This window comes from Streptomyces sp. YKOK-I1 (assembly GCF_054660435.1).
Genome location: NZ_BAAGDR010000001.1, coordinates 872,562 through 897,293 on the forward strand (window position 1 = coordinate 872,562; position 24,732 = coordinate 897,293).

Annotated in this window: 23 protein-coding genes and 2 pseudogenes; 11 read left to right on the plus strand and 14 right to left on the minus strand. The window is 72.2% G+C overall.

Annotation, left to right across the window (positions count from 1 at the left end; translation table 11 throughout):
* The first annotated feature begins 17 nt into the window (after positions 1-17).
* A complete protein-coding gene (locus tag ACYQ8Q_RS03975) occupies positions 18-800 on the plus strand; it encodes an SDR family NAD(P)-dependent oxidoreductase (RefSeq protein ID WP_460061925.1) in 783 nt (260 codons plus the stop codon).
* Between the two features lie 83 nt (positions 801-883).
* Here the strand turns inward: ACYQ8Q_RS03975 and ACYQ8Q_RS03980 are convergent, their stop codons facing one another.
* From ACYQ8Q_RS03980 to ACYQ8Q_RS04015, 8 genes are all read right to left on the minus strand, one after another.
* Complete coding sequence (locus tag ACYQ8Q_RS03980) at positions 884-2,866, minus strand: autotransporter outer membrane beta-barrel domain-containing protein (RefSeq protein WP_460061927.1); 1,983 nt, start codon at positions 2,864-2,866, stop codon at positions 884-886.
* Positions 2,867-3,018: 152 nt separating this feature from the next.
* Positions 3,019-3,816, minus strand: coding sequence for an ABC transporter ATP-binding protein (locus tag ACYQ8Q_RS03985; RefSeq protein ID WP_460061929.1), 798 nt, complete (start codon positions 3,814-3,816; stop codon positions 3,019-3,021).
* Complete coding sequence (locus tag ACYQ8Q_RS03990) at positions 3,813-4,646, minus strand: ABC transporter permease (protein WP_460061932.1); 834 nt, start codon at positions 4,644-4,646, stop codon at positions 3,813-3,815. The genes ACYQ8Q_RS03985 and ACYQ8Q_RS03990 overlap by 4 nt, the downstream gene beginning before the upstream one ends.
* A 5-nt stretch (positions 4,647-4,651) precedes the next feature.
* Complete coding sequence (locus tag ACYQ8Q_RS03995) at positions 4,652-5,419, minus strand: ABC transporter permease (RefSeq protein WP_460061934.1); 768 nt, start codon at positions 5,417-5,419, stop codon at positions 4,652-4,654.
* 2 nt (positions 5,420-5,421) lie between these two features.
* A complete protein-coding gene (locus ACYQ8Q_RS04000; RefSeq protein WP_460061936.1) occupies positions 5,422-6,429 on the minus strand; it encodes an ABC transporter substrate-binding protein in 1,008 nt (335 codons plus the stop codon).
* Between the two features lie 62 nt (positions 6,430-6,491).
* Positions 6,492-7,859: an FAD-binding oxidoreductase gene (locus ACYQ8Q_RS04005; RefSeq protein WP_460061939.1), complete on the minus strand. Its 1,368-nt coding sequence runs from the start codon at positions 7,857-7,859 to the stop codon at positions 6,492-6,494.
* Positions 7,860-7,959: 100 nt separating this feature from the next.
* Positions 7,960-8,886 (minus strand): amidohydrolase family protein, encoded by a 927-nt coding sequence (locus ACYQ8Q_RS04010; RefSeq protein ID WP_460061942.1) that lies wholly within the window; start codon positions 8,884-8,886, stop codon positions 7,960-7,962.
* Positions 8,879-9,715: an SDR family NAD(P)-dependent oxidoreductase gene (locus ACYQ8Q_RS04015; protein ID WP_460061944.1), complete on the minus strand. Its 837-nt coding sequence runs from the start codon at positions 9,713-9,715 to the stop codon at positions 8,879-8,881. The genes ACYQ8Q_RS04010 and ACYQ8Q_RS04015 overlap by 8 nt, the downstream gene beginning before the upstream one ends.
* A 148-nt stretch (positions 9,716-9,863) precedes the next feature.
* Between ACYQ8Q_RS04015 and ACYQ8Q_RS04020 the strand changes: the two genes are divergently transcribed.
* The 5 genes and pseudogenes from ACYQ8Q_RS04020 (at position 9,864) to ACYQ8Q_RS04040 (ending at position 14,353) form a co-directional block, all read left to right on the plus strand.
* The gene (locus tag ACYQ8Q_RS04020; protein WP_460061946.1) at positions 9,864-11,237 is read left to right on the plus strand and encodes a hypothetical protein; all 1,374 of its coding nucleotides are present in this window, start codon (positions 9,864-9,866) and stop codon (positions 11,235-11,237) included.
* Positions 11,234-11,851 (plus strand): carboxymuconolactone decarboxylase family protein, encoded by a 618-nt coding sequence (locus ACYQ8Q_RS04025; protein WP_460061947.1) that lies wholly within the window; start codon positions 11,234-11,236, stop codon positions 11,849-11,851. The genes ACYQ8Q_RS04020 and ACYQ8Q_RS04025 overlap by 4 nt, the downstream gene beginning before the upstream one ends.
* Positions 11,852-11,891: 40 nt before the next feature.
* Positions 11,892-12,462 (plus strand): annotated as a pseudogene (locus ACYQ8Q_RS04030) (MFS transporter); the annotation flags it as partial.
* A 548-nt stretch (positions 12,463-13,010) separates the two neighbouring features.
* Positions 13,011-13,553 (plus strand): annotated as a pseudogene (locus tag ACYQ8Q_RS04035) (MFS transporter); the annotation flags it as partial.
* A 50-nt stretch (positions 13,554-13,603) separates the two neighbouring features.
* Positions 13,604-14,353: a maleylpyruvate isomerase family mycothiol-dependent enzyme gene (locus ACYQ8Q_RS04040; protein ID WP_460061949.1), complete on the plus strand. Its 750-nt coding sequence runs from the start codon at positions 13,604-13,606 to the stop codon at positions 14,351-14,353.
* An 18-nt stretch (positions 14,354-14,371) separates the two neighbouring features.
* On the opposite strand, the gene ACYQ8Q_RS04045 is transcribed toward ACYQ8Q_RS04040, so the two are convergent.
* Positions 14,372-14,788, minus strand: coding sequence for a MarR family winged helix-turn-helix transcriptional regulator (locus tag ACYQ8Q_RS04045; RefSeq protein WP_460061951.1), 417 nt, complete (start codon positions 14,786-14,788; stop codon positions 14,372-14,374).
* Between the two features lie 86 nt (positions 14,789-14,874).
* On the opposite strand from ACYQ8Q_RS04045, the gene ACYQ8Q_RS04050 reads away from it, so the two are divergent.
* Both ACYQ8Q_RS04050 and ACYQ8Q_RS04055 read left to right on the plus strand, forming a co-directional pair.
* Positions 14,875-16,362 carry an MFS transporter gene (locus tag ACYQ8Q_RS04050; protein WP_460061953.1) on the plus strand — a complete coding sequence of 496 codons (1,488 nt, stop codon included), beginning with the start codon at positions 14,875-14,877 and terminating at the stop codon, positions 16,360-16,362.
* 91 nt (positions 16,363-16,453) lie between these two features.
* The gene (locus ACYQ8Q_RS04055) at positions 16,454-16,738 is read left to right on the plus strand and encodes a DUF6332 family protein (RefSeq protein ID WP_460061955.1); all 285 of its coding nucleotides are present in this window, start codon (positions 16,454-16,456) and stop codon (positions 16,736-16,738) included.
* Here the strand turns inward: ACYQ8Q_RS04055 and ACYQ8Q_RS04060 are convergent.
* From ACYQ8Q_RS04060 to ACYQ8Q_RS04070, 3 genes are all read right to left on the minus strand, one after another.
* Positions 16,699-17,364 (minus strand): response regulator, encoded by a 666-nt coding sequence (locus tag ACYQ8Q_RS04060; RefSeq protein ID WP_460061957.1) that lies wholly within the window; start codon positions 17,362-17,364, stop codon positions 16,699-16,701. The two genes, ACYQ8Q_RS04055 and ACYQ8Q_RS04060, sit on opposite strands and share 40 nt — an antisense overlap.
* Positions 17,361-18,626 carry a sensor histidine kinase gene (locus tag ACYQ8Q_RS04065; protein WP_460061958.1) on the minus strand — a complete coding sequence of 422 codons (1,266 nt, stop codon included), beginning with the start codon at positions 18,624-18,626 and terminating at the stop codon, positions 17,361-17,363. Before ACYQ8Q_RS04065 ends, ACYQ8Q_RS04060 begins: the two co-directional genes overlap by 4 nt.
* Before the next feature lie 110 nt (positions 18,627-18,736).
* On the minus strand, positions 18,737-19,189 hold the full coding sequence (locus ACYQ8Q_RS04070; protein ID WP_460061959.1) for a MarR family winged helix-turn-helix transcriptional regulator: 453 nt from the start codon (positions 19,187-19,189) through the stop codon (positions 18,737-18,739).
* Positions 19,190-19,270: 81 nt separating this feature from the next.
* On the opposite strand from ACYQ8Q_RS04070, the gene ACYQ8Q_RS04075 reads away from it, so the two are divergent.
* Entirely contained in the window at positions 19,271-19,783 is a 513-nt protein-coding gene (locus ACYQ8Q_RS04075) for a MarR family winged helix-turn-helix transcriptional regulator (protein ID WP_460061960.1), read from the plus strand.
* Here ACYQ8Q_RS04075 and ACYQ8Q_RS04080 read toward each other — a convergent pair.
* Complete coding sequence (locus ACYQ8Q_RS04080) at positions 19,780-20,472, minus strand: TetR/AcrR family transcriptional regulator (protein ID WP_460061961.1); 693 nt, start codon at positions 20,470-20,472, stop codon at positions 19,780-19,782. The two genes, ACYQ8Q_RS04075 and ACYQ8Q_RS04080, sit on opposite strands and share 4 nt — an antisense overlap.
* A gap of 148 nt (positions 20,473-20,620) precedes the next feature.
* Here ACYQ8Q_RS04080 and ACYQ8Q_RS04085 point away from each other — a divergent pair, with 148 nt between their 5' ends.
* On the plus strand, positions 20,621-21,073 hold the full coding sequence (locus ACYQ8Q_RS04085) for a nitroreductase/quinone reductase family protein (RefSeq protein ID WP_460061962.1): 453 nt from the start codon (positions 20,621-20,623) through the stop codon (positions 21,071-21,073).
* 17 nt (positions 21,074-21,090) lie between these two features.
* Here ACYQ8Q_RS04085 and ACYQ8Q_RS04090 read toward each other — a convergent pair whose 3' ends face one another.
* Positions 21,091-22,341, minus strand: a complete 1,251-nt coding sequence (locus ACYQ8Q_RS04090; protein ID WP_460061964.1) for a geranylgeranyl reductase family protein — start codon at positions 22,339-22,341, stop codon at positions 21,091-21,093.
* A gap of 201 nt (positions 22,342-22,542) precedes the next feature.
* Between ACYQ8Q_RS04090 and ACYQ8Q_RS04095 the strand changes: the two genes are divergently transcribed.
* Positions 22,543-23,898, plus strand: coding sequence for a M20/M25/M40 family metallo-hydrolase (locus ACYQ8Q_RS04095; RefSeq protein WP_460061965.1), 1,356 nt, complete (start codon positions 22,543-22,545; stop codon positions 23,896-23,898).
* Positions 23,899-24,732 lie beyond the last annotated feature (834 nt).

Sequence of the window (24,732 nt, forward strand, 5' to 3'; positions counted from 1 at the left end):
CACGAACGGAGACCCCCATGAACCCCGTCCCCGAACGGTTCGCCGGCAAGACCGTCCTCGTCACCGGCGCGGGCACCGGATTCGGCGCCGAGATCGCCGTACGGGCCGCGAGGGAGGGCGCCGACATCGCCGTCCACTACCGCGGCTCGCGCGCGGGCGCGGAGGCGACGGCCGAGCGGGTCACGGCGCTGGGCCGCAAGGCGGTCCTCGTCCAGGCCGACATCGCCGAGCACGACCAGATCAAGCGTCTCGCCGACGAGGTGTGGGGGCACTTCGGGCGCCTCGACGTGGCGGTCAACAACGTCGGTGACGTGGCCCGTGAGCAGATGTCCTGGCGGGACATCACCGAGGAGTCCATCGACCACGTCCTCGCCGTGGACGTCAAGGGCACGCTGCTGTGCACCCATGAGTTCGGGGCACGGATGCTGGAGCAGGAGGGCGGCGGCGCCATCGTCAACATCGGCTCCACCGTCGTCGTCCGCGGCAGTGCGCGGGCTCCGCAGTACGCGGCCGCCAAGTACGGCATCATCGGGCTGACCAAGTCCTACGCGCACGCGTTCGCGCCGGCCGTGCGGGTGAACGTGTTCGCGCCGGGGTTCATCGAGACGGCCGCCACGCTGGGGCGCGAGGACTGGAAGGGCGGGCGGGGGGACGTCCTGCGCAACGCGACGCCGATGGGGCGCATTCCCGGGCCGGAGGAGCTTGCCGGAGCGGCGCTCTTCCTGGCGACCGAGGACGCCCAGCACATCACGGGTGGGTTCCTGGTGGCGGACGGGGGCTTCAACATGATCGGGGCGTAGCGCTCCGCGAGGGGGCTACGCCCCCCTCACAGACGCCGGCCCCCGGGAGATGGTTCGCATCCCGGGGGCCGGTTCCTTTGTGGTTACGCCACCGTCAGGGTGAGGGCGCCCGTGTACGTGGTGCCCGCCTTGAGGGTGGTGGTGGTGCCGTTGACCGCGAGGGTGACCGTCTTGCCGGAGGGGGCGGTGACGGTGGCGTCCGAGGCCAGGGTGAGGGCGCTCAGGTACGACGTCCCGGTGACCGTCCAGGTGGAGCCGGTGCCCAGGGTGACCAGGACGCCGTTGTTGACGACCGCGCTCGGGGTGTTGGTGACCTCGCTGATCTCGCGGTACTCGGCCGAGGTGATGGTGGAGACGCTGTGCTTGGCCGTGCTCGCGGAGATCACGCCCTCCACCGTCGAACGGGTGAAGGACAGGCTGAGGTTCTGGCCCTGGATGCTTCCGTTGCCGCCGCCCCAGACGGAGTTGTAGAAGTCGCCCGTCAGGTCGATGTCGGTGAAGGTGCCCTTGGAGTCGGTGGACTGCGACGACGTGGTCACCCAGCTGGAGGACCTGGTGGGCGAACCGGTGGGTTCGGTGTACGTACCGGTCGTCTCGGTGCTCCACGCCTTGCCGGAGACCGAGACGCTGCTCGGCCGGTCGGTGTCCATCAGCTGGAAGATGACGCCGTTGCCCGAGTTGATCGCTGCCCCGTCGGAGCCGTCGACGGTGACCGTCCCCGCGACCGCCTTGCTCATGAAGGTGGTCTCGCCGGTGTTGACCTGGGTGCCGCCGTCGATCGTGACCGAGCCCGCCGCGTACCACATGACCATGAAACGGCCGGCGTCGACGACGGTGGACTTGACCGGGAGGTCGGCCAGCTCGGCGCTGGTCAGGCCGAGTTCCAGGGACTCGTTGAGGGCGGCGACGGCTTCGGCGGTGCTGTCTCCGTAGTGGGCCGAGGCGCCCCAGTGGATGAGGGCGTAGTCGCCGACGTCGAAGGTGCAGCCCAGGAAGTGCTCGGTGACGTTGCCGATGGCGTACGAGCCGTAGCCCTGGCCTCCGGTGTTGGCGATGGTGCTGTTGATGGCGGTCAGGGTGCAGTAGCTGCCTCCGTCGACCGAGAGCGCGCCCCACTTCTCCGAGGAGATCGTGGAGTTGATGTAGGACGCCTTGGTGTTGGCGCCGAGCAGGTTGGTGGTGCGGACGTTGCCGGACAGGCCCAGCATCCACGGCACGGTGATCATGTACCGGGTGTCTCCGGTACCGGCCGTCGGGTACTCGTCGGGGACGACGCCGTCGGCGCAGTGCAGGGTGGAGTTCTTCACGATCACGTTGGCGGTCGCGTCGGCGATGACCGCGGTGCGGACCACGCCGACGTTGCTGATGGTCGCGCCGTCCAGGACGAGGGTGGTGCCCGCACCGGTGCCGACGACGGAGGCGCCGTACCCGATGAAGTCGCAGCGCCCGTTGCCGTCGAAGAGGATCTTCGGGTCGGTGAGGGTGTAGCTGCCGCCTCCGGTGACGTAGACGCCGTTGAACGCCTCGCCGTTGGAGGCGAGAGTGATGTCGCTCGCCCCGGTGTCGGTGACGGTGCCGCCGCTGACGTCGGAGGGGACCGACTTGGCCTCGTCCACGCCGTCCGCGTCCACGTAGATGGCCTGACGGAAGGGGAAGGTGAGGGTGCTGTAGGCGACTTCGGTGGCCTCGGCGACGGTGAGGACGATCGTCCCGCGGTAGGTGCCGGCCGCGATGGCGGTGGCCGCTCCGCCGTATCCGTCCGTCAGCGCGGCGAGTTCGCTGCCGGTCTCCACACCGTTGACGGTGAGGCTGAGGCTGTAGCCGTCGGGGACGGCGATGACGCCGCCCTCGGCGATGGTGAGCCGGGTGGCGGTGGTGGTCTCGGTCAGCGTCAGGGTCTCGCCGGAGGCCACGGTGATCCGCGTGCCGGCCTTGGTCGTCGCGGCCTGGGCGACGGCCGGCGCGGCGAGGGTGGGCGCGAAGGCGGCGGCCACCGCCACGAGCAGGGCGCGGGGGCGGTTCCGGTAGCTGATCTCGGGACCCTGCCTGCTGGTGGTGTGTGTCACGGTGAACTCCCTTGTTCTCGGTGTGCGGTCGGGGGTGCTGGGGGGTGTCCGGGGGATTCGGACGGGGATTCGTGCTGTTTTCGGGCATGCCGGACCGACGCGGGGCGTCGGCCGGTGGAGGGGGGTGGGTCTGTGGGGCTGCGCGCGGTGGGTCAGACCGCGCGGGGCGCCAGCTCGCTCTCGCCCCGGATCAACGCCAGGACGCGGGTGCGCAGTTCGGCGAAGCGGGGGTCGGAGCGGGTGGTGAGCTGGTCGCGGTCGGTGCCGAGGGGGATGGTGAGCGTGTCGAGCACGGCCGTGGGCTTCCCGCCGAGGACGACGACCCGGTCGCCGAGGTAGACCGCCTCGTCGATGTCATGGGTGACGACGACCACCGTGATGCCGAGCCTGCGGCGCAACTCCAGCGTGAGGTCCTCGAGTTCGAACCGGGACTGGGCGTCCACCGAGCCGAACGGCTCGTCCATGAGGAGCACGGGGGCGTCGTACGCCAGTCCGCGCGCGATCGCCACCCGCTGCTGCATCCCGCCGGAGAGCTGCCAGGGGTACTTGTCGCCGACGCCGGTCAGGCCGACGGCGTCCAGGCACTCCAGGGCGCGCCGCTTGCGGACGGCCTTCTTCACGCCCCGGCCCTGGAGCGGGAAGGCGACGTTGTCCCAGACGCGGAGCCAGGGCAGCAGGGAGCCGCGGTAGTCCTGGGAGACCACGGCGATGTCGGCGTGCGGCTCGGTCAGCGGCTGGTCGCCGTAGCGGACCCGGCCGGAGGTCGGCCTGGTGAGTCCGGCGAGGCAGCGCAGCAGGGTCGTCTTGCCCGCGCCGGACGGGCCGACCAGGCACACCGACTCCCCCGGGTCCACGCGCAGGGACAGTCCGTCGAGGACCCGGTGCGCTTGCGGTCCCTGGCCGAAGCACATGCCGAGGTCCTCGACGTGCAGGCTCGATCCGCGTGTCATACGACGACTCCGTTGCTCTTGACGCTGTCGGTGCTGTCGGTGGCCCCGGGCGGGACGGGGCGCGGTGAGCGCACTCGGGGAGCGCGCTGGTGGTACCAGCCCAGGAGGCGGTGCTCGACCAGCAGGAGCAGCACGCTCAGGCCGTAGCCGAGGACGCCGATCAGGACGGTGCCGGCCCAGGTCTCGGCGACGTGGAAGCTGGAGCCGCTCTGCAGGATGAAGTTGCCGAGGCCGATCGGGGAGCCGTAGATCTCGCTGACGACCATGAGGACGACGGCGACGGACAGGGCGACCCGGATGCCCGCGAGGATCTGCGGCAGCGCGCCGGGCAGGATGACGCGGCGCAGCCGGAGCGGCCAGGGGACGCGGTAGCTGCGTGCCGTCTCGTGGACGGCCGGGCCGATGGCCTGGACGCCGCTGACCGTGTTGAGCAGGATCGGCCAGACCGAGCCGAGGAAGATCAGGAAGATCTTCGGTCCGGAGCCGATGCCCAGGGTGAGGATGATGACGGGCACGAATCCGACGGTCGGGGTGGCGCGGGCGAAGTCGAGGAGCGGGGCGGTCGCCAGGCGCAGGGTGCGGATCTCGCCGATGACCAGCCCGGCGCCGACGCCGAGGACGGTGGCGAGCGCGAGACCGCAGAGGATGTTGCGGAGGCTGAACAGCAGGTCGTCGAGGAGGTCGCCGTGCACCAGCTCGCGCCACAGGGCGGCGAGGACCTCGGTGAGCGGGGGGAAGTAGAAGCTGGTGCTGCCGGCCGTCGACACGAGAAGGACGAGGAAGACCAGTGCCGGCAGCCAGAGTTGACGGAGGATCGGTTTCCAGGGCATGCGGCTCACTCCTCTCCGGCCCGGGTCGGCGGACGCCAGCGCAGCAGCCGGTGCTCGGCGAACTGCGCGAGCAGGGTGATCGTGTACCCGATGGCCCCTGCGGTGAGGATGTAGGCGTAGGCCCGGGCGGAGACGCCCGCCTGCTGCGACTCCATGATCATGTGGCCGATGCCGGGGAGCGTGGTGAGCACCTCGACGCCGATGGCGACCAGGACGGAGGTGGTCGCTGCCAGCCGCAGGCCCGTCGTGATGGACGGGACCGCGGCCGGCAGGACCACCCGGCGCAGCCGCAGCAGCCTCGGAATGCGGTAACTGCGCACGGTCTCGTGGACGGCCTGGCTCACCGCCCTCGCCCCGTACTGGGCCTGGAGCAGCACCGGGAAGACGCAGGCGAGGAAGACGACCGTGGCCTTCATCCCCGGGGTGGAGCCGAGGACCAGCAGGAACACCGGGAGCAGGGCGATCACGGGGAAGGACCGGAGGATCTCCAGGAGCAGCCGGGAGGACTCCTCGGCCGCCCGGTACACGCCGGTGAGCAGGCCGACCGGGATGCCCACGGCGATCGCCACGAGCAGTCCGGTGACCGCGCCGCGCAGGGTCTCCCCCACCGCCTGCCAGAAGCCGCCGCTGCCCAGGAGGTCCCCGAAGGCGACCAGGACGGCTCGCGGCCCCGGCAGCGCGGTCGAACTGACCACGCCGGCCGCGGTGACCAGCGCCCACAGCGCCAGCACGGCGGCGAGCGCGGCCAGTTGGAGCAGACGGACCTTGAGCACCGCTACTCCCCGGCCGAGGTCGGGGCCTGGTCCCAGTAGAGGGCGTCGTCCTTGGGCTCCTTGTCGAGCAGGTCGAACTCGTGCATCTTCGTGATCACCGTGCGCATCACGGTGGTGTTCAGGTTCTTGTCGTAGTGGTTGGTGTCGTGCTTGTCGATGAAGTCGGCGGGCACCTGGGTGTACTTCTTGTCGATGGCCTTGACGGCCTCGGGGTGCGCGTTGGCGTAGTCGATGGCCTTGGCGACGGCGTCGATGAACTTCTTGGCGGTGGCGGCGTTCTTGGCGAGGTACTCCTGGCTGGAGAACAGCAGGCCCTGGACCATGCCGGGCACGTCGTTCATGCCGTTGCCGATGGAGCGCAGTCCGCTGTCCTTGCCGGCGAAGTAGAACGGGCCGAAGGAGAAGATCGCGTCGGTCTTGCCGGAGGTGGCGGCGTCGGTCAGCGAAGTCGTCGGCAGGGCCACGAACTTGACCTTGGAGGGGTCGCCGCCGGCCTTCTGCACCAGGTACTCGCAGATGAACTGGATGGTGCCGCCGAGCGCGGAGATGCCGACGGTCTTGCCCTCCAGGTCCTTGAAGGACTCGATCTTGCTGTCCTTCTTGACCAGCAGTCCGTCGGTCGGGTCCGTCTTCGTGGTCGCGGACTGGAGTCCGGTGACGATCCGGATCGGCATGTCCTGGGCGGCGCCCTTGAGGAAGCCGGAGCTGTCCGTCATCGCGAACTGGGCCTCGCCGTTGAGGACGGACGGCGCGTTCTGCGAGGTGTCCTGGGCGCCGGCCTTGATCGTGACGTCGAGCCCCGCGGACGTGAAGTAGCCCTGCTGCTGGGCTATGTAGAGCGGCTCGAAGATGGCGCCGTTGGAGCGCAGGACGGTGACCTTGGCCTTGCCGTCGGCGGTGGTGTCACCGGCGGAGTCGCCCCCGCAGGCGGTGAGACCCAGGGAGGCGGTGACGGCGAGTGCGGACAGGACGATGAGACCACGACGCCGCGGGGTTCTCGAGGTTTCCATGAAACGGCTCTCCTTGATGACTCACGTACGAACCAGCCGGGTTCAGGTCGGCTGGTTGCCGGCTAGTGCGTCCGCGCGTGTCCCGCGGCGGCGTAGGCGGTGGTGGATTCCCCGGGGGTCATATAGGTGCGGAAGCGGCCCTCGGGGTCGTACACGGCCCGGATGTCCTCCAGGCGCGCGGCGTGGGCGGGGCTGAGCCCGTGGTCGAAGCGGTCGGCGAGGTTGTTGTCGGAGAACTGCAACCCGGCCGAGAGGTGCTGGAGTTCGGCGAGCCGCCCGTGCGCCCACCGTTCGTGGGCGAGGTCCTCGGCCGGGTCGGTCCAGCCCGCGTTGGGCGAGAGGTACAGCTTGGCCTGGCTGGACCAGCAGGCGTCCGGGCGCTCGGGGAAGCCGCCCCAGAGCATCCACAGGACATGGCTGGTGGTGTCGGGAATGGTGTCGAACAGCGGCCGGGCGGCCGCCAGGACCTTGTCCACGGGCTCGTCGGTCCAGATCCCGTCGAGCGCCCAGCGCATGCCGGGCGGGGTCAGCCGGTCGGCGTGCTCGTACAGCGCGGCCATGGTGGTCTCCCGCGCGACCAGCGCGCGGACCGCCCGGTCGCGGAAGGGGGCGTCCTCCAGCGGGGCGAGGGGATTGTCGTCGCCCTCGCAGAACGCGGTGGCGGTGACGGAGACCGTCTGCCGGTCGAGGCCGGGGGTGAAGCCCACCTTCGCGGAGAACTCCACCTCGGGGGCGAGGTGTTCCAGGGTGTCGTACGACCAGGTCAGTACCTGGTCGCGCAGCTCAAGCGGGTAGCTGTGCACGGTCCGCAGGAACCGCCGGGGCAGGTCGTGCGCGCTGAGGTGGAAGCGGGTGACCACGCCGAAGAAGCCGGGTCCGCTCCCCCGGGCCGCCCACAGCAGCTCGGGGTGGGTGGCGTCGGTGGCGTGCACGAGGGTGCCGTCGGCCAGGACGACGTCGACGGCGCGGATGCTCATGCAGGCGGGGCCGAGCCGACGGGAGTTCCAGCCGTAGCCGCCGCCGAGGAGGAAACCTCCGACGCCGACGGTGGGCGCGTGTCCCGTGGGGAAGAACAAGCCGTGTGGAGCGAGCTGTTCGAGCAGGGCCGGCCCCTTGACCGCGGGCTGGACCGAGGCCGTGCGCGCGACGGGGTCGACGGTGACGTCCTGGAGCCGGGAGAGGTCGAGCAGCATGCCGCCGTCCCGCACCCCGTTGCCCACCCAGCTGTGCCCGCCGGAGCGGATCCCGATGGCGAGCCCCTCGCTGCGGGCGAGTCGTACGGCGGCCACCACGTCCTGCTCGTCGGTGGCGAGCACGATGACCTCGGGGTACCGGTGGGGCTTGCGCTCGTTCCAGACGGCGTCGAGCCGGGCCTGTTCGTACGCGGCCTCGCCGCGCCTGAGCAGCCTGGCGGGGGGCGGCACAGCCATGGCGGTCCTCCTCTCAAGGGGTTCGAGTCGGGACACTACTGTCGACACTTTTGCCGTTCAAGGGAGGCGACAGGGAAAAACCTGTGGGTTTCTGCCGACACTATGAAACGGTCCGGTGCGCGGCGGGAAAGTCGAAGAGTTCCGCGGGGTTGTCGACCATCAGCCGCCGCAGATGGGCCGGGTCGGGCGCCAGGTGCTCGACGAGGTCGACGAGCAGCCCGTCGTCGGGGGCCTCGCCGGCGATGTTGACATGCGGATAGTCGGTGCCCCAGACGACCCGCTCCGGGGCGTACGCCACCAGGGAGGCGGCCAGCTCCACCGCGTCGGCGTACGGCGGCCCCTGCCGGGAGACCCGGTCGACGCCGCTGACCTTCACCCAGACGTTCCCGGTGTCGAGCAGGGCCCGCAGACTGCGCAGCGCCGGGCCGTCGCGGCCGGCCGCGAGGTCGACCCGTCCGATGTGGTCGACGACCACTCTGCCGGGGAGGGCCCGGACGAGGTCTTCGAGTACGGCGATCTCCTCGCCCCTGACGTGGAGTTGCGCGGCCCAGCCGAGGCCGTCCACCCGCTCCAGCACCCCGTCGATCTCGTCACGGGTGGGCGGGGTGCGCAGATGCGGCAGGAAGTTGAGCCGGAAGCCGCGCACACCGGCCCGGTGCAGCTCCTCGATCTCGGCCCGGGTGGTCCGCTCACCGATCAGCGCCACCCCGCGCAACCGCCCTTCGCCCGCCCGCAGGGCGTCCAGCAGCACGGCATGGTCCTGGCCGTGACAGGAGGACTGCACGACCACCGCCCGGTCGAGACCCAGGTGGGCGTGCAGGGCCCGCAGTTGCTCCTTGGGGGCGTCCAGGGGCGTGAAGGTGCGGTCCGGGGCGTAGGGGAAGACGTCGGCGGGCCCGAGGATGTGGCAGTGGGCGTCGCAGCTGTCCCTGGGCAGCGCCAGGGACGGGGTGCGCGGGGCGGGGTGCGGCGGGGGGCAGCCCGGGGACGGCACCAACTCCTGCTCGTGGACGGCGTGTTCAGTCACAGCGCGCCGTCATTCCACCGTCGACGACGATTTCGGTGCCGGTGACGAAGCGCGCCTCGGCGGAGGCGAGAAACAGCGCCGCGTACGCCGTGTCGCGGCCGTCGCCCATGAAGCCGAGCGGGATCCGGGCCTGCCGCTGGGCGAGCAGCTTCTCCACGTCGCCGCCCGCGCGCTGCCGGGCGAGCCGCGCCTCCACCATCGGGGTGTGCAGCTGTCCGGGCACGACGGTGTTCACCCGGATGTTGTCCGGCGCGAACTCCACGGCGGTGACCCGGGAGAGCTGGATGACCGCCGCCTTGGCCGCCGCGTAGCCGACCTGGGCCGCGCCGGTCCAGCGCAGACCGGAGGCCGAGGCGGTGTTGACGATGGCTCCGCCGCCCGCGCGCCGCATGGCGGGCACGGCGTACTTGCAGGCGAGGAAGGCGCTGGTGAGGTTGGTGCGCAACTGGCTCTCCCAGTCCGCCAGGCCGAGGTCGACCACGCCGCCGGCGCGCGAGCCGCCGACGTTGTTGACGAGGACGTCGATGCGTCCCGCGAGGCGCTCGCACTCGGCGAAGTAGTCCTGGACGGCCTCGGGTTCGGTCACGTCGAGGACCGCCGTGTGCGCGGTACCGCCCTCCTCGCGGATCTGCCGCGCGGTGACCTCCAGGGACTCCTTGTCCCGGTCGGCCAGGAAGACGGTGGCACCCTCACGGGCGAAGATCACCGCGGTGGCACGGCCGTTGCCCCAGCCCGGACCCACACTGCCGGCTCCGCCGATCACGGCGATCCGGCCCTCGAGACGGCCGAGCCGTGGTCCGGGCAGGTCGTCGGACAGGTCTTGAGTCATGGATGCTCCTCGCTCGAAGGGCTAAACTGTCGACAGTTCTAGCCAAGTGTCGACACGAAGTAAACATCCACGGCCGTTATGCGCAGGTAATGCTCATAGTGTCGACAGGTCATCTGCATGGCAGGGACAGGAATCCCTAAGGAGGCCCATGGACAAGCCAGCGGACCAGTCGGCGGACCGGCCAGTGGACAAGCCGGCGGACAAGCCACCCGTGTTCACCCCCGAGGAGATCGCCCGCTTCCGCGCGGAGCTGGCGGCGCGACGCACCCCCGGCGCCCACGAGCCCGGCCGCTGGTCGGTGAGCCCGCTCAACCGCCGACCGGACGTGGTGGGCCCCCTGCCCGCGTCGGTGCGGCTGCGGGACGCGACACTGCGCTCGGTGGAGACCCTGCCGGGGGTCGTGGCGACCGCCGGGGCGAAGGAGGCGTTCCTGCGCGGGCTCGTGGCCGGCGGGGTGGCCGAGGTCGTCACCGCGGGGCTCGGCGGCCGGACCGATGCCGCGCTCAAGGGCGAGGTGGAGCTGGTCAAGGGCACCGACGACGGGTGCCGGGTGATCTGCCCGCTGATGCGGTCCACGGAGGACATCGACCGCGCGGCCGCGGCCGGCTACGACGCCGTACAGGTGTGGGTGCAGGCGTTCGGCGAGGCGGCGCTGCTCTATCAGCCGCAGGCGTACGCCCGGGCCTGGAGCGGCGAGGAGTGGCGCACCGGGGACACCCCGCGCGACCGGGCCGCCGTGCTGGCCCGGGCCGCGCGGCTCGTGTCGTACGCCCGTGAGCGCGGTCTCGACGTCATCGTGCCGCTGCTGATGGTGTCGTACGCGACCGAGGAGAGCCACGAGGAGTCGGTCGCCGTACTCACCGCCGCCGGTGCGGGCGAACTCACCCTGTTCGACGGGCCGGGGGCGATGAGCCCGGAGGCGTACGCCCATCTGGTCCGGCTCACCCGCTCCCTCGCCCCCGAGGCCGAGGTGGGCCTCCATCCGCACAACACCTTCGGCCTGGCGGTCGCCTGCGCGGTCGCCGCCGTACGCGCGGGCGCCTGCGCCGTCGAACTCTCGGTCAACGGCTACTGCGGTGGCCCCGGCAACGCCGATCTGGCGGCCACGGCACTCGCCTTCGAGGCTCTGTACGGGGTGCGCACGGGAGTCAGGACGGAGCGGCTCACCGAACTGGCCCGGATGGGTGAGGAACTGACGGGCTATCACACCGCCTGGAATCACCCGATCACCGGCAGCCACGCCTTCTGCTGGGGCGGACTGGACTTCATCACCCAGGAGACGGAGGTCGACCCGCTCCTCCACAACTGCGTGGAACCCACCCTGGTCGGCAACGCCCGCCGGGTCCCCTTCACCCCCGACAGCGGCCCCTACACCCTCGTCGACAAGCTGGCCGCCCAGGCCGTCGACCTCGGCCGCGCCCAGGTGGACGACGTCCTCGACCGGGCCCGCGCACTGATGGCGCGCGAGGGCCGGTTGCCCACGGACGAGGAACTCGCCGCGCTGGCCGAGGAGGTGCGGTGAACCCGCGCCTGCGGCTGTTGCCTCCGGCCGAACTGGAGCCGGAGCAGAGGAAGTTGTACGAGGACATCACCGGCGGTCCGCGCGCCGCCGGTCCGCAGCACTTCGCGCTCACCGATGACGAGGGCTGCCTGCTGGGCCCGTTCAACGCCATGCTCCTCAGCCCCGCCCTCGGACGCTCGCTCCAGGAGCTGGGCGCCGCCATCCGCTACCGCACCGGGCTCACGGCCCGGGTCCGCGAGATCGCGATCCTCGTAGTGGCGCAGGCCTGGGACAGCGCCTTCGAACGGCACGCCCACGAGCGCGTCGGCGCCGCCGCGGGCCTGACCGAGGCCGAGCTGCTGGCCCTGCGGCAGGGGGCGGACCCGGAGCTGTCCGACCCTGCGGAACGGGCCGCCTGGACCTTCACCCGCGCACTGACCGACCGGTCCGGCGTCCTCGACGAGAAGCAGTACGCCGCCGCCCGCACCGCCCTGGGGGAACACACCCTCTTCGAACTGTCGACACTGACCGGCTACTACAGCACGCTCGCCCTCCAGCTGCGCGTCTTCGCCGTTCCGGCCCCGCCACCCCGAGAATCCCCACCTTGTCCGAAGCCCGGCGCGCCCCTAGCCTGAGTTTGTGCCGCCAATAAACAAACCCCGAACGCACAGTGCCGTGCCGGGCAACTCCCTCACCCGTCTCCGGATCGTCCTCACCGTCTTCTTCGCCCTCGACGGCTTCGTCTTCGCCGGGTGGGTCGTCCGTATCCCCGCCATCAAGGAACAGACCGACGCCACCGCCGGCACCCTCGGCCTCGCCCTGCTCGGGGTCTCCGCGGGGGCGGTCGTCACCATGACCCTGACCGGGCGGCTGTGCCGCCGGTACGGCAGCCATCCGGTCACGGTCGTGTGCGCCGTCCTGCTCTCCCTCGGCGTCATGCTGCCCCCGCTCACCCACTCCGCCCTCGCCCTCGGCCTCGTCCTCCTGGTGTTCGGCAGTGCGTACGGGGGGATCAACGTCGCCTTCAACAGTGCCGCCGTCGACCTGGTCGCGGCACTGCGCAGGCCGATCATGCCCACCTTCCACGCCGCGTTCAGCCTGGGCGGCATGCTGGGCGCGGGGCTCGGCGCGCTCGTCGCCGGGGCGCTGTCGCCCACCGTCCACCTGGTCGGCCTCGGGGTCGTCGCCCTGGCCGTGACGGCCGTCGCCGGACCGGCACTGCTGCGCCAGGCGCCGGCGCCGGCCTCGGGGTCCTCGACGGTGATCACCGTCAAGCCCACCTCGGCGGGACGCCCCACACAGGCCGGGGTGGCGGATGCGCCCGGGGATTCGCGGACACCGGCGGGACCGCCCGCCCCTGCGAAGCGGCCGCGCCCCACCGCGGAGCCGACCGCCCCGACAACGCTGTCACAGCCATCCGGGGAAGCAGCAGCAAGCACGACGCTCTCGCCGCCGCAGCCACCGTCCCCGACGCCGTCCCCGCAGGACGCCGACACCCCCACGACGGAACCGCAGCCCGCCCCTGCCCCGGCCGCCCCCGCAATGCCGCCGCGGCCCTCCCCGGACCCGGCCGCCCCCGTAACACCGCCGCAGCACACCCCGACTCCGACCGCCCCCGTAACACCGCCGCAGCCCACCCCAACACCGCTGCAGCCCACCCCGACTCCGACCACGTCCGTAACACTGCCGCGTCCCTCCCCCGCCCCGGCCGCCACCGCAACGCGGCGGCGATCCTCCCCCGCCCCGGTCGGCACCGCCACGCTGTCGCAGCCCTCCCCCGAGCCGGCGGCAGCCCCCCGCACCCGTCGGCTCGTTCTCGTCTTCGGGCTGATCGCCCTGTGCACGGCGTACGGCGAGGGCGCCCTGGCCGACTGGGGGGCGCTGCATCTGCGGCAGGACCTGGGCACCTCCGCCGGGGCCGCCGCGATCGGGTACTCGTGTTTCGCCCTGGCCATGACCATCGGCCGGCTGACCGGCACCACCCTCCTCGAACGGCTCGGCCGCACCCGCACCGTGGTGGCCGGCGGCTCCGTCGCCGCCGCCGGGATGCTGCTCGGCGCCCTCGCCCCCGCTCTGTGGGCGGCCCTCCTCGGCTATCTCATCGCGGGGCTCGGCCTCGCCAACCTCTTCCCGGTGGCCGTCGAACGCGCGGGCGCCCTGGCCGGCCCGAGCGGGGTCGCCACCGCCTCCACCCTCGGCTACGGCGGTATGCTCCTCGGCCCGCCCACCATCGGCTTCCTGGCCGAGTGGCTCTCCCTGTCCCTCGCCCTGACCAGCGTGGCCGCTCTCGCCGGACTGGCCGCACTGATCGGCCTCGGCACCCGGCGGGTGACCTGAACCCACGGACACCGGCCCCGGACCGCGCCGCGTCCGGCACACTCATCCCCATGGAGACTGCCGAGTTCATCAGCGCCCTCGACCAGGAGGGCCGTGCGCTGGCCGAAGCGGCGGCCGGGGCGGGCACCGGCGCCACGGTGCCCACCTGCCCAGGCTGGCGGGTCGGGGACCTGCTGCGGCACACGGGCATGGTGCACCGGTGGGCGCGGTCGTTCGTGGCGGAGGGCCGGACGGCGTACCACCCCGGCGAAGGCGAGCCGGACCTCGACGGACCCGAGCTGCTGGACTGGTTCCGCGAGGGCCACCTGAGGCTCGTCGAGACCTTGAGCAGCGCTCCGCCCGACATCGCGTGCTGGCATTTCCTGCCCGCTGCGTCACCGCTGGCGTTCTGGGCCCGACGGCAGGCGCACGAGACGGCCGTCCACCGCGTGGACGCCGACTCGGCGCTGGGCCGCACCCCGCAGGAGAGCGCGCGGAGTCTGCCCGCCGCCTTCGCCGCCGACGGCATCGACGAGTTGCTAAGCGGGTTCCACGCCCGCGACAGGAGCAGGGTGCGCACCGAGAAGCCCCGGGTGCTGCGGGTACGGGCGACGGATCTCGAGGAGGACGCCGTGTGGACCGTACGGCTGTCCCCCGAGCCGCCCGTGACGGAGCGCACCGCCGAAGGCGACGCGGACTGCGAGATCACCGGACCGGCGGCACTGCTCTATCTGGCGCTGTGGAACCGCCTGCCGTTCCCCGCCGTCACCGGCGACACGGAACTGACGACCCTGTGGCGGGAGACGTCCGCCGTCACGTGAAGCCAGGCCGGACACGACCTAGGGGGCGTCCGGCTGCGCCAGCATGCGGGTGAGCACTGCTCGCTGCACCGGCAGGACGTCGCCGTGCAGTGCCCGCCCCTTGCCCGTGAGCGCGACCCGGACGCCTCGTCGGTCCTCGGCGCACAGGCCGCGTTCGACGAGGCCGTCCTTCTCCAGCCGTGCGATCAGCCGGGACAGCGCGCTCTGGGTGAGATGGACGCGCTCGGCGATCTCCTGGACGCGGTAGCTGCACGCCGCGTTCGCGGTCGACTCGGCGAGGACGTCCAGCACCTCGAAGTCACTGGCGCACAGGCCGTGCCGGTGCAGCACCCGGTCGAGTTCGCACTGGGTCCGGGCGTGCAGGGCCAGCATGTCCCGCCACTGCTCGACCAGCGCCCGCTCGGCTCTGTCCACCTCGCCGTTCTTCGCCGCCATGGCCCGCACCGTAGCAGAGAAACGATTTTGTTGCATCGGAATTAAATGCACTTGCATTCGATGCATATGCATGTACTGTCTTCGATATGACCTCTCCGCTCACCTCACCCGTCCCCGGCGTGCCCGAGGGACGCTGGACCTCCCGGCTGTGGGGCACCCTGCTGGTGCTGTGCGCCGCGATGTTCCTGGACGCGCTCGATGTGTCGATGGTCGGCGTCGCCCTGCCGTCCATAGGCTCCGACCTGGGCCTCTCCACCTCGACGCTGCAATGGATCGTCAGCGGCTACATCCTCGGCTACGGCGGACTGCTGCTCCTGGGCGGCCGAGCCGCCGACCTGCTCGGCCGACGCCAGGTGTTCCTGGTCGCCCTCGGTGTCTTCGCGCTCGCCTCGCTGCTGGGCGGGCTCGTCGACTCGGGCCCGCTGCTGATCGCCAGCCGCTTCGTCAAGGGCCTGAGCGCGGCGTTCACCGCGCCGGCCGGACTGTCGATCATCACGACGACGTTCCCCGAGGGACCGCTGCGCAACCGGGCCCTGTCCATCTACACCACCTGCGCCGCCACCGGCTTCTCCATGGGCCTGGTCCTCTCCGGCCTGCTCACGGAGGCCAGTTGGCGTCTGACCATGCTGCTGCCCGCGCCGATCGCCCTGATCGCGCTGCTCGCGGGGATGCGGCTGCTGCCGCGCAGCGAGCGCGAACGGGAGCACAACGGGTACGACGTTCCCGGCGCCGTCCTCGGCACACTGTCGATGCTGCTGCTGGTGTTCACGGTCGTCCAGGCACCGGAGGCGGGCTGGGCGTCCGCGCGCACACTGCTCTCGTTCCTCGCGGTCGCCGCACTGCTGACGGTGTTCGTGCGGGTCGAGCAGCGCTCCGCCGGACCGCTCGTCCGGCTCGGTGTGCTGCGCTCCGGCAGCCAGATCCGCGCCCAGCTCGGCGCGATGGCCTTCTTCGGGTCGTACGTCGGCTTCCAGTTCCTGGCCACGCTCTACATGCAGTCGCTGCTCGGCTGGTCGGCGCTGCACACGGCGCTCGCGTTCCTGCCGGCGGGTGCGCTGGTGGCGGTGTCCTCGACCAAGGTCGGCGCGATCGTGGACCGGTTCGGCACGCCCCGGCTGATCGCGGCCGGCTTCGCCCTGATGGTCGCCGGGTACGCGCTGTTCCTGCGCGTCGACCTCGACCCGGTGTACGCGGCCGTGATCCTGCCGACCATGCTGCTGATCGGCGCGGCCTGCGCGCTGGTCTTCCCCTCGCTCAACATCCAGGCCACCAACGGGGTGGCGGACCATGAGCAGGGCATGGTGTCCGGTCTGCTCAACACGTCCGTGCAGCTCGGCGGCGCGATCTTCCTCGCCGTGGTGACGGCGGTGGTGACCGCGGGCGCCCCGGCCGACCCCACCCCGCAGGCCGTCCTGGACAGCTACCGCCCCGGCCTCGCGGTGGTGACCGCCATCGCCGCCGCGGGTCTCCTCATCACCCTTCCCGGTCTGCGCGCCCGCCGCGCCCGCGGCTCGGTCGTCGTCGCGGGCTCCACGGTGGAGACGGCGCCGGACCGCGTGCCGGTCGGCGACTGAGGGATTCACTTCGGGACCGAGGGTTTCCCTTCAAGCGTGCGCCCGGCGGGGGTGGTTGCCCCGCCGGGCGCACGGCGGCGAGAATCACGGGATGAGCGGTCACGGGGGACGGCGGAGCCGGGCGGAGCGGGATGCGATCACCGTGGAGATCGGATACGCGCTGTTCAGCGCCGCCTTCGCGGCGGCGGTCGCCTTCTGCGCGGTAGCCGGTCCGGTGCTGCTGTTCGAACTGCCGGAGTCCGTCGACCGGTTGCTGCCGGGCGCCGGGCTGGTGCTGGCCGCCGCGCTGTTCGTGGTCCGTGTGGTGAGCGTGCTGTGGCGGTTCTCCCGGGCGGCTCAACCCAGCCAGCCCGGTCGCACCAGGCCCGACTCGTAGGCCAGGACGACCAGTTGGGCGCGGTCCCGGACGCCCAGTTTCACCATGGTGCGGCTGACGTGGGTCTTGGCGGTGAGGGGGCTGACGACCAGGCGGCGGGCGATCTCCTCGTTGGACAGGCCGATGCCGACCAGCGCCATCACCTCCCGCTCGCGTTCCGTGAGCCGGCCCAGCTCCTCCGCCGCGGCGGGCTCCTTGGAGCGGGCGGCGAACTCGGCGATGAGCCGACGCGTCACACCGGGCGAGAGCAGCGCGTCACCGGCCACCACCGCCCGCACGGCGCGCAGGAGTTCCTCGGGTTCGGTGTCCTTGACCAGGAAGCCGGAGGCGCCCGAGCGGATCGCCTCAAAAACGTACTCGTCGAGTTCGAACGTGGTCAGCATGACCACCCTGACCCGCGCGAGCGCCTCGTCCCCGGTGATCCGGCGGGTGGCCGCGAGACCGTCCAGCCGGGGCATGCGGATGTCCATCAGGACCACGTCCGGGCCCAGTTCACCGACTTTGCGCACGGCCTCCTCGCCGTCGGCCGCCTCCGCGCACACCTCGATGTCCGGCTGCGCGTCGAGCAGCGCGCGGAATCCCGCACGGACCAGGGACTGGTCGTCAGCCAGCAGTACGCGGATCACCGCTCCTCCCCGCCTTCGCCCGTCGTCGCCCTCGCCGTCGCCTGCACCGGCAGCACGGCGAGCACACGGAAGCCTCCGTCGGCGCGCGGTCCCGCCTCGATGGTGCCGCCGAGCGCCGCGGCACGCTCCCGCATCCCGGCGAGACCGTTGCCGCTGCCGCCCGCGTCCGCGCCGGTCGCCGGACCGTCGTCGTCGACACGCAGCCTCAGCGTCGCACCGTCCTCGTCGAGCCGTACGCGCGCGTGCCGTGAACCGGAATGGCGTACGACATTGGTGAGGGCCTCCTGGAGGATCCGGCACGCGGCGAGATCGGTGCCGGGCGACAGCCGGGGCGGCTCCCCCGTCACCTCGACGGTGAGCCCCGCGCGTGCCGCCTGCTCGACCAGTTCGGGGTGCCGGTCCAGGCCGGGTGCCGGGGCGCGCGGCGCGTCTCCCCGGGTACGGAGGGTGTCGAGCACCTGGCGCACCTCGCCGAGCGCCTCCTTGCTGGCGGACTTGATGGTGGTGAGCGCGGTACGTGCCTGATCCGGGTCGGCGTCGAGGAGGGCGAGGCCGACGCCGGCCTGGACGTTGATGACGGAGAGGCTGTGCGCGAGGACGTCGTGCAGTTCACGGGCGATCCGCAGCCGCTCCTCGTCGGCGCGGCGCCGGGCGGCCTGTGCGCGCTCGGCCCGCTCCCGTGACCACTGCTCTCGCCGGGCCCGCGCCAGTTCCGCGACGGCCACGATCGCGACGACCCAGCCCGTGACCACGATCTCCTGCCCGAGGGACGCCGGCTCGTCCCCGGACGGCGGCAGCCACCGGTACAGCCCGTACGCGACCAGCAGATGTACGGCGCACAGCAGCCCCAGCGCGGTCCACGCGGCCCGCCGGTGTCCGGCGACCACGGCCGAGAAGCAGGCCACGGCCACCGTGAAGAACACCGGGCCGTACGGATAGCCCGCCCCCAGGTAGAGCGCGACCACGACCGCGGTGCCGAACACGACGGCCACCGGATACCGTCGCCGCCACAGCAGCAGCGCACAGGCGGCGAGCAGGAGGACGCGGGCGAAGGGGTCCAGCTCGGCCCGCTCGCCCTGCTGCACATGGGCGGCGAAGGTCGAACCGGCGAGGACGAAGGCGGTCAGCAGCAGGGTGGACCGCCAGGGCCGGCGGCCGCCGTCGCCGTCCGCGCCTTCCCCCGCCCACCCGCGCGGCCAGGGCGGCCGGTGCCCCCGCCACCACCCCGGGCCCCCGCCCCCGCGCTCCTGCTCTGCGTCCATGTCGGCCACGCTAGACGTCGGGAGCCGCGCCGGACGTCCACCGGGCGAGGTGATCAGCCGTACTCCCCTGGAAGTAGGACCGCTCCCGGTCCCCCGCGCGGACGGTCTCCTCAGCGGACCGCGAGCGCCGCTTCCACGTTGCCCGCCATCACGGACAGCACACGCACGGTCTCCGTGTACTGCTCGCCGCTCAGACCGGTGAGGAGGGTGGCCCGGGTGGCCTCGACACCGGCCCGCAGCCGCGTGTGCGCCGCGCGCGCCGCGTCCGTGAGGGCGAGGTGTCCATCCGCGTCGGCGTGGATCCAGTGGCGGGCGGTGAGCCGCGCGAGTACCTCGTCCAAGGTGGGGCCGCCCCCCGTCCGGAACGGGGCGAGGGCGTCGGTGAGCCCGGCCCGGCCGACGGGGCCGGCCGCGGCGAGGGTGTTGAGCATGTTGAGCACCTGCCACTCGCGACGGCTCACGCCGAGACCCGAGAGCGTGGCGTCGAAGTGCTGTTCCAGGAGGTTGTCGAGGTGCTTGAGCCAGTAGCCGATGGGGCGGTGGGCGGGGACGGCGGTGGACACGGAGACCTCCCGAAGAGAGCGCGCAGCCGATTTCCATGTAAGGTGACATGTGGTTGTCTTTTACTATGCGCGGGAGGGCTCGTGAGCTGCAAGCCCCTTCCGGCGGCGGGTCCGGAGACGGCGGCGATCGAGCGGGCCGTCGTGGCCCTGCGGCGGGCGCAGCGGCGCCGGAACCTGGCTCGGCTCGCGGAGCGGCGCGGCGAGCGCGGCGGCGAGCGCGGCACTCTGCCCGACGGCGTCTTCGATCTGCTGGACGCGGTCGAGTCCGCGACGGAGCGGGGCGAGACCCTGACGGTGACCGAGGCCGCGGCCGCACTGGGCGTCGACCAGCCCCGCGCCAGCCGCCTCGCCGCCCAGGCGCTGAAGAGCGGACTGCTGCGCCGTGAGGCCGATCAGCGCGACGGCCGTCGGTCCCTGCTGGCCCTCACCGCCGACGGGCGCACGGCCCTCGCCCGCGTTCACGACTTCCGGCACCGCGTCGTCGCCGAGACCGTCGCCGACTGGCCGGTCGAGGACCGCGAGGCGCTGGCCCGGCTGCTGACCCGGTTCGTCCGGGGCTTCACCCACCTCACCGAGCACCCCGAAGGGGACTAGCGCAGCCCCACCCCGTACGCCAGGCGTGTCACCGCATGCCGGAAGAAGGGCTCGCGCTCCTCCACCATCCGGTTGAACTGGCCGAACAGCTCGAAGCCGACCAGGCCGTACAGCTGTGCCCAGGCCGCGACCAGCGCCGCGACCGCTCCCGGGGGCAGATCGGGGGCGAAGTCGCCCGCCATGCGCACGGCCTCCGGGACGAGGTCGTCGGTGAGCAGCGGCACCTCCAGGGCCTGCAGCCGGTGCGCGTCCCGGACGACGCCGATGAGGAGCAGACCGACCCGGGACGCGGCCGGCACCGTGGTCCGCGGGGCGCTGTATCCGGGGACGGGCGTGCCGTAGATCAGCGCGTACTCGTGCGGATGCGCCTGCGCCCAGCCGCGCACCGCCTCGCACACCGCCACCCAGCGCCGCACCGGCTCCGCCGCGGCGACGGCGGCGTGCGCGGCCTCCGCCCGCTCGCCGAGCGAGTCGTACGCGTCGATGATGAGTGCGGTGAGCAGGTCGTCACGGCTCGGGAAGTACCGGTACAGCGCGGAGGAGACCATGCCCAGCTCACGCGCCACCGCCCGCAACGAGAGCTTGGCAGCGCCCTCGGCGGCCAGCTGTCTGCGCGCCTCCTCCTTGATGGCGGCGGTGACTTCGATCCGGGCGCGGGCGCGGGCCCCCTGGGCGGCGTTGGTGCTCATGCTCCTCAGTCTCCCATGCGATCAGATCAGTGCACACATTCGAGAGCAACGCAAAAATTCGAGAGCAGTGCTCTTGCATTGGATCGCCGATCTCCGGCACACTCGAAGCAAGCGAGAGCACCGCTCTCTCAAATGACTGGGGTCACCGATGTCGTCGCAGCCGTACTACCTCAAGGGCAGCCCGATCAACGTCCGCTTCAACAGGGTCATCGGCTGGCTGGCCCGGCACGGGCTGAGCCTCATGGGCTCGGCGGAGATGTCCGTGCGGGGCCGCAAGAGCGGGCAGATGCAGCGCATCCCCGTCAACCCGCACACCTACGAGGGTGCGCAGTTCCTGGTCTCGGCGCGCGGGCACTCCCAGTGGGTGCGCAACATGCGGGTGGCCGGCGGCGGGGAGCTGCGGGTGGGGCGCAAGGTGCGCACGTTCACCGCGGTGGAGGTCCTCGACGAGGAGAAGCCCGCGATCCTGCGGACCTACCTGGAGAAGTGGGGCTGGGAGGTCAACCAGTACTTCGACGGGGTGACGGCGAAGTCCACCGACGAGGAGATCGCGGCGGCGGCCCCCGACCACCCGGTGTTCCGGATCACGGTCGAGGGCTGACCACCGCCCGCCCCGGCTCAGGCCTCCTCGGGCTCCTCGGCCGGTGTCGCGGCCAGCTCCTGCCTGCGGTCCATCAGGGTCAGCGCGCGCTGGGCCATCGGATGCGAACGGACCAGCTCACCGAGGGTCGTCCGGCCCCGGGTGATGTCGGCGAACGCCCGCCACGCCGGGCGGAAGCCGGTGAGAGCGGCGTGGAAGAGGCCGGGACGGCGCTCGAAGGCCGCCAGCATCCGCTTGCCGACGGCCATCTCCACACCGAGGCCCGCCTTGATCGCGAACGCGTAGTTCAGGGCCTGGCGGCGGGTGTCCACCGCGTCGTGCGCCTCCGCGATACGCACCGCCCACTCGCCCGCGAGACGGCCCGAACGCAGCGCGAAGGAGATGCCTTCGCGGGTCCAGGGCTCCAGCAGGCCCGCCGCGTCCCCGCAGACCAGGACGCGCCCGCGGGAGAGCGGCGAGTCGTCGGCGCGGCAACGCGTGAGGTGGCCGGAGGAGATGCTCGGCTCGAAGCCGGCCAGGCCCAGCCGTCCGATGAAGTCCTCGAGGTACCGCTTGGTGGCGGCACCTTCGCCGCGCGCGGAGATCACACCGACCGTCAGCGTGTCGTCCTTGGGGAAGACCCAGCCGTAGCTGCCGGGCATCGGGCCCCAGTCGATGAGGACGCGGCCCCTCCAGTCCTCGGCGACCGTGTCCGGCACCGGGATCTCCGCCTCCAGGCCGAGGTCCACCTGGTCGAGCTTCACACCGACGTGCGCCCCTATGCGGCTGGCGCTGCCGTCCGCGCCCACCACCGCGCGCGCCAGCACGGTCTCGCCGCCCTGGAGGACGATCGCGACCGTGCGCCGGTCGGGGACCGCCGAGCCGTGCTGCTCGACGCGGGTGACCGTGACGCCCGTCCGCAGTTCGGCGCCCGCCTTCTGCGCGTGCTCGACCAGCTGCTGGTCGAACTCGGGCCGGTTGATCAGCCCGAACAGCATCTGCCGCGAGCGGCGGGTCCGGGTGAAGCGCCCGTTGTTGGAGAAGGTCACCGCGTGCACCCGGTCACGGAAGGGCAGGTCGAAACCGGGGGGCAGAGCGTCCCTCGAAGGACCGATGATGCCGCCGCCGCACGTCTTGTAGCGGGGCAGCTCCGCCTTCTCCAGCAACAGGACACGCCGTCCCGTGACCGCCGCCGCGTACGCGGCCGAAGCCCCTGCGGGTCCCGCGCCCACCACGACGACGTCCCACACCTGCCGCACGTCGTCCGCCGAAGAGTTCTCGCTGCTCACGATGGTCTACTGCTCCCGATCAAGCCGCCTGCCGCACCTGTCCCCCGCATCCTACGGCGGAGATCGTCACGGCCCGATGACAGTCCGCTGTGCGAAGATCGGCGAGGCGCGCGACCCCATCCCGGCAGCGCGTACGCTCGCACGGTCCCCGAACGGACCAGTTCCACCCCGTACAACGTCGCACCCACAAGGAGCGTGCCCATGTCGTCGAATCCGGTCGCCGAGACCGTCGCCTCGCTGATGCCCAGGGCGAAGGCGGAGCTCACCGAGCTGGTGGCCTTCAAGTCGGTGGCGGACTTCGACCAGTTCCCCCGCAGCGAGAGCGAGGCCGCCGCGAGCTGGATCACCGCCGTGCTGGGCGCCGAGGGCTTCGAGGACGTGGCCGTGCTCGACACCCCCGACGGCACACAGTCGGTCTACGGCCGGCTGCCGGGCCCGGAGGGCGCCCGGACGGTGCTGCTCTACGCGCACTACGACGTGCAGCCGCCGCTGGACGAGGCGGGTTGGACCACTCCGCCGTTCGAGCTGACCGAGCGCGAGGGCCGCTGGTACGGCCGCGGCACCGCCGACTGCAAAGGCGGCCTCGTCATGCATCTGCTCGCGCTGCGCGCCCTGAAGGCGAACGGCGGTGTCCCGGTGCATGTGAAGGTGATCGTGGAGGGCTCGGAGGAGCAGGGCACCGGCGGTCTGGAGCGGTACGCCGAGCAGCACCCGGAGCTGCTGGCCGCCGACGCGATCGTGATCGGCGACTCCGGCAACTTCCGGGTCGGCCTGCCCACGGCCACCTCCACCCTGCGCGGTATGACGATGCTGCGCGTGAAGATCGACACACTCGAGGGCAATCTGCACTCGGGCCAGTTCGGCGGCGCGGCCCCCGACGCGCTGGGCGCCCTGATCCGCGTACTGGACTCGCTGCGCGCCGAGGACGGGTCCACGACCGTCGACGGTCTGACCGGTGGCGCCCGGTGGCAGGGGCTGCAGTACGACGAGGAGCAGTTCCGCGGGGACGCCAAGGTGCTGGACGGCGTCGGGCTGATCGGCTCCGGTACGGTCGCGGACCGCATCTGGGCCCGGCCGGCCGTCACCGTCCTCGGCATCGACTGCCCGCCGGTGGTCGGCGCCACCCCGTCCGTGCAGGCGAGCGCCCGTGCCCTGATCAGCCTGCGGGTGCCGCCGGGCGTGGACGCGGCCGAGGCGACGAAGCTGCTCCAGGCGCATCTGGAGACGCACACGCCGTGGGGTGCGCGGGTGAGCACCGAGCAGATCGGCCAGGGCCAGCCGTTCAGCGCCGACACCACCAGCCCGGCGTACGCGGCGATGGCCGACGCGATGGCCGTCGCCTACCCGAGCCAGGAGATGCAGTACGCCGGCCAGGGCGGCTCCATCCCGCTGTGCAACACCCTCGCGGCCCTGTACCCGGCCGCGGAGATCCTCCTCATCGGTCTGAGTGAGCCCGAGGCCCAGATCCACGCGGTCAACGAGAGTGTGTCGCCCCAGGAGTTGGAGCGGCTGTCCGTGGCGGAAGCACTGTTCCTGCGGAACTACGCGGCCGGATGAGCGGACACGTGCCGCCGCGCTGACGGAAGAGGGGGCCATGCCGCGCAGCCGGATCGCCGCCCATCACGCCGTCGCCTCGTGCCTGGACCGGCTGGACGACGGTGAGATCACCGCTCTCCTGTCCGGTGGTGTGCCGCTCGGGACGGGGATCGGGGGGCAGGTCCTGCGGGTGGAGGTGGGCGGGCGGACCGTGTTCGTGAAGCGGGTCCGGTTGTCCGACGCCGAACTGCGGCCCGGGTGGCGGAAGTCCACGGCCGATCCGTTCGGGCTGCCGCCCGCCTGCCACTACGGCATCGGCAGCCCGGGGTTCGGCGGGTGGCGTGAGCTGGCCGTTCAGGTGATGACGACCCGCTGGGCGCTGTCCGGGCGGTTCGCCGGGTTCCCGCTGCTGCACCACTGGCGGGTGCTGCCCGACGAGCCGCGTCCGCTGCCGCCCGAACTGGCGGACGTGGAGCGGACGGTGGCGTACTGGGGCGGCGGCCGGGGTGTGCGCGAGCGGTTGGAGGGGCTGCGGACGGCGACGACGGCCCTGACGCTGTTCCTGGAGTACGTCCCGGACACCCTCCACGGCTGGCTGGGCGGGCGGATGCGCAGATCGGACGCTGCGGCGGACGCGGCGTGCGCGCTGGTGGAGCGGGAGCTGTCGGCCCTGACGTCCTTCCTCCGCGGGCGTCGGCTGCTCCACTTCGACGCGCACTTCCACAACCTCCTCACGGACGGACGGCGGCTCTACCTCACCGATCACGGACTCGCCGTCTCCGCCCGGTTCCCGCTCGGCCCCGGGGAACGGGACTTCCTCGCCGAACACCGGGACTACGACCGGGCCTACACCCA

Coding starts and splice junctions, on each gene's coding strand:
- ACYQ8Q_RS03975 (WP_460061925.1), top strand. CDS start 18: ATGAACCCCGTCCCCGAACGGTTCGCCGGCAAGACCGTCCTCGTCACC.
- ACYQ8Q_RS03985 (WP_460061929.1), bottom strand. CDS start 3,816: ATGACACGCGGATCGAGCCTGCACGTCGAGGACCTCGGCATGTGCTTC.
- ACYQ8Q_RS03990 (WP_460061932.1), bottom strand. CDS start 4,646: ATGCCCTGGAAACCGATCCTCCGTCAACTCTGGCTGCCGGCACTGGTC.
- ACYQ8Q_RS04000 (WP_460061936.1), bottom strand. CDS start 6,429: ATGGAAACCTCGAGAACCCCGCGGCGTCGTGGTCTCATCGTCCTGTCC.
- ACYQ8Q_RS04005 (WP_460061939.1), bottom strand. CDS start 7,859: ATGGCTGTGCCGCCCCCCGCCAGGCTGCTCAGGCGCGGCGAGGCCGCG.
- ACYQ8Q_RS04015 (WP_460061944.1), bottom strand. CDS start 9,715: ATGACTCAAGACCTGTCCGACGACCTGCCCGGACCACGGCTCGGCCGT.
- ACYQ8Q_RS04020 (WP_460061946.1), top strand. CDS start 9,864: ATGGACAAGCCAGCGGACCAGTCGGCGGACCGGCCAGTGGACAAGCCG.
- ACYQ8Q_RS04040 (WP_460061949.1), top strand. CDS start 13,604: ATGGAGACTGCCGAGTTCATCAGCGCCCTCGACCAGGAGGGCCGTGCG.
- ACYQ8Q_RS04045 (WP_460061951.1), bottom strand. CDS start 14,788: ATGGCGGCGAAGAACGGCGAGGTGGACAGAGCCGAGCGGGCGCTGGTC.
- ACYQ8Q_RS04050 (WP_460061953.1), top strand. CDS start 14,875: ATGACCTCTCCGCTCACCTCACCCGTCCCCGGCGTGCCCGAGGGACGC.
- ACYQ8Q_RS04055 (WP_460061955.1), top strand. CDS start 16,454: ATGAGCGGTCACGGGGGACGGCGGAGCCGGGCGGAGCGGGATGCGATC.
- ACYQ8Q_RS04065 (WP_460061958.1), bottom strand. CDS start 18,626: ATGGACGCAGAGCAGGAGCGCGGGGGCGGGGGCCCGGGGTGGTGGCGG.
- ACYQ8Q_RS04080 (WP_460061961.1), bottom strand. CDS start 20,472: ATGAGCACCAACGCCGCCCAGGGGGCCCGCGCCCGCGCCCGGATCGAA.
- ACYQ8Q_RS04085 (WP_460061962.1), top strand. CDS start 20,621: ATGTCGTCGCAGCCGTACTACCTCAAGGGCAGCCCGATCAACGTCCGC.
- ACYQ8Q_RS04095 (WP_460061965.1), top strand. CDS start 22,543: ATGTCGTCGAATCCGGTCGCCGAGACCGTCGCCTCGCTGATGCCCAGG.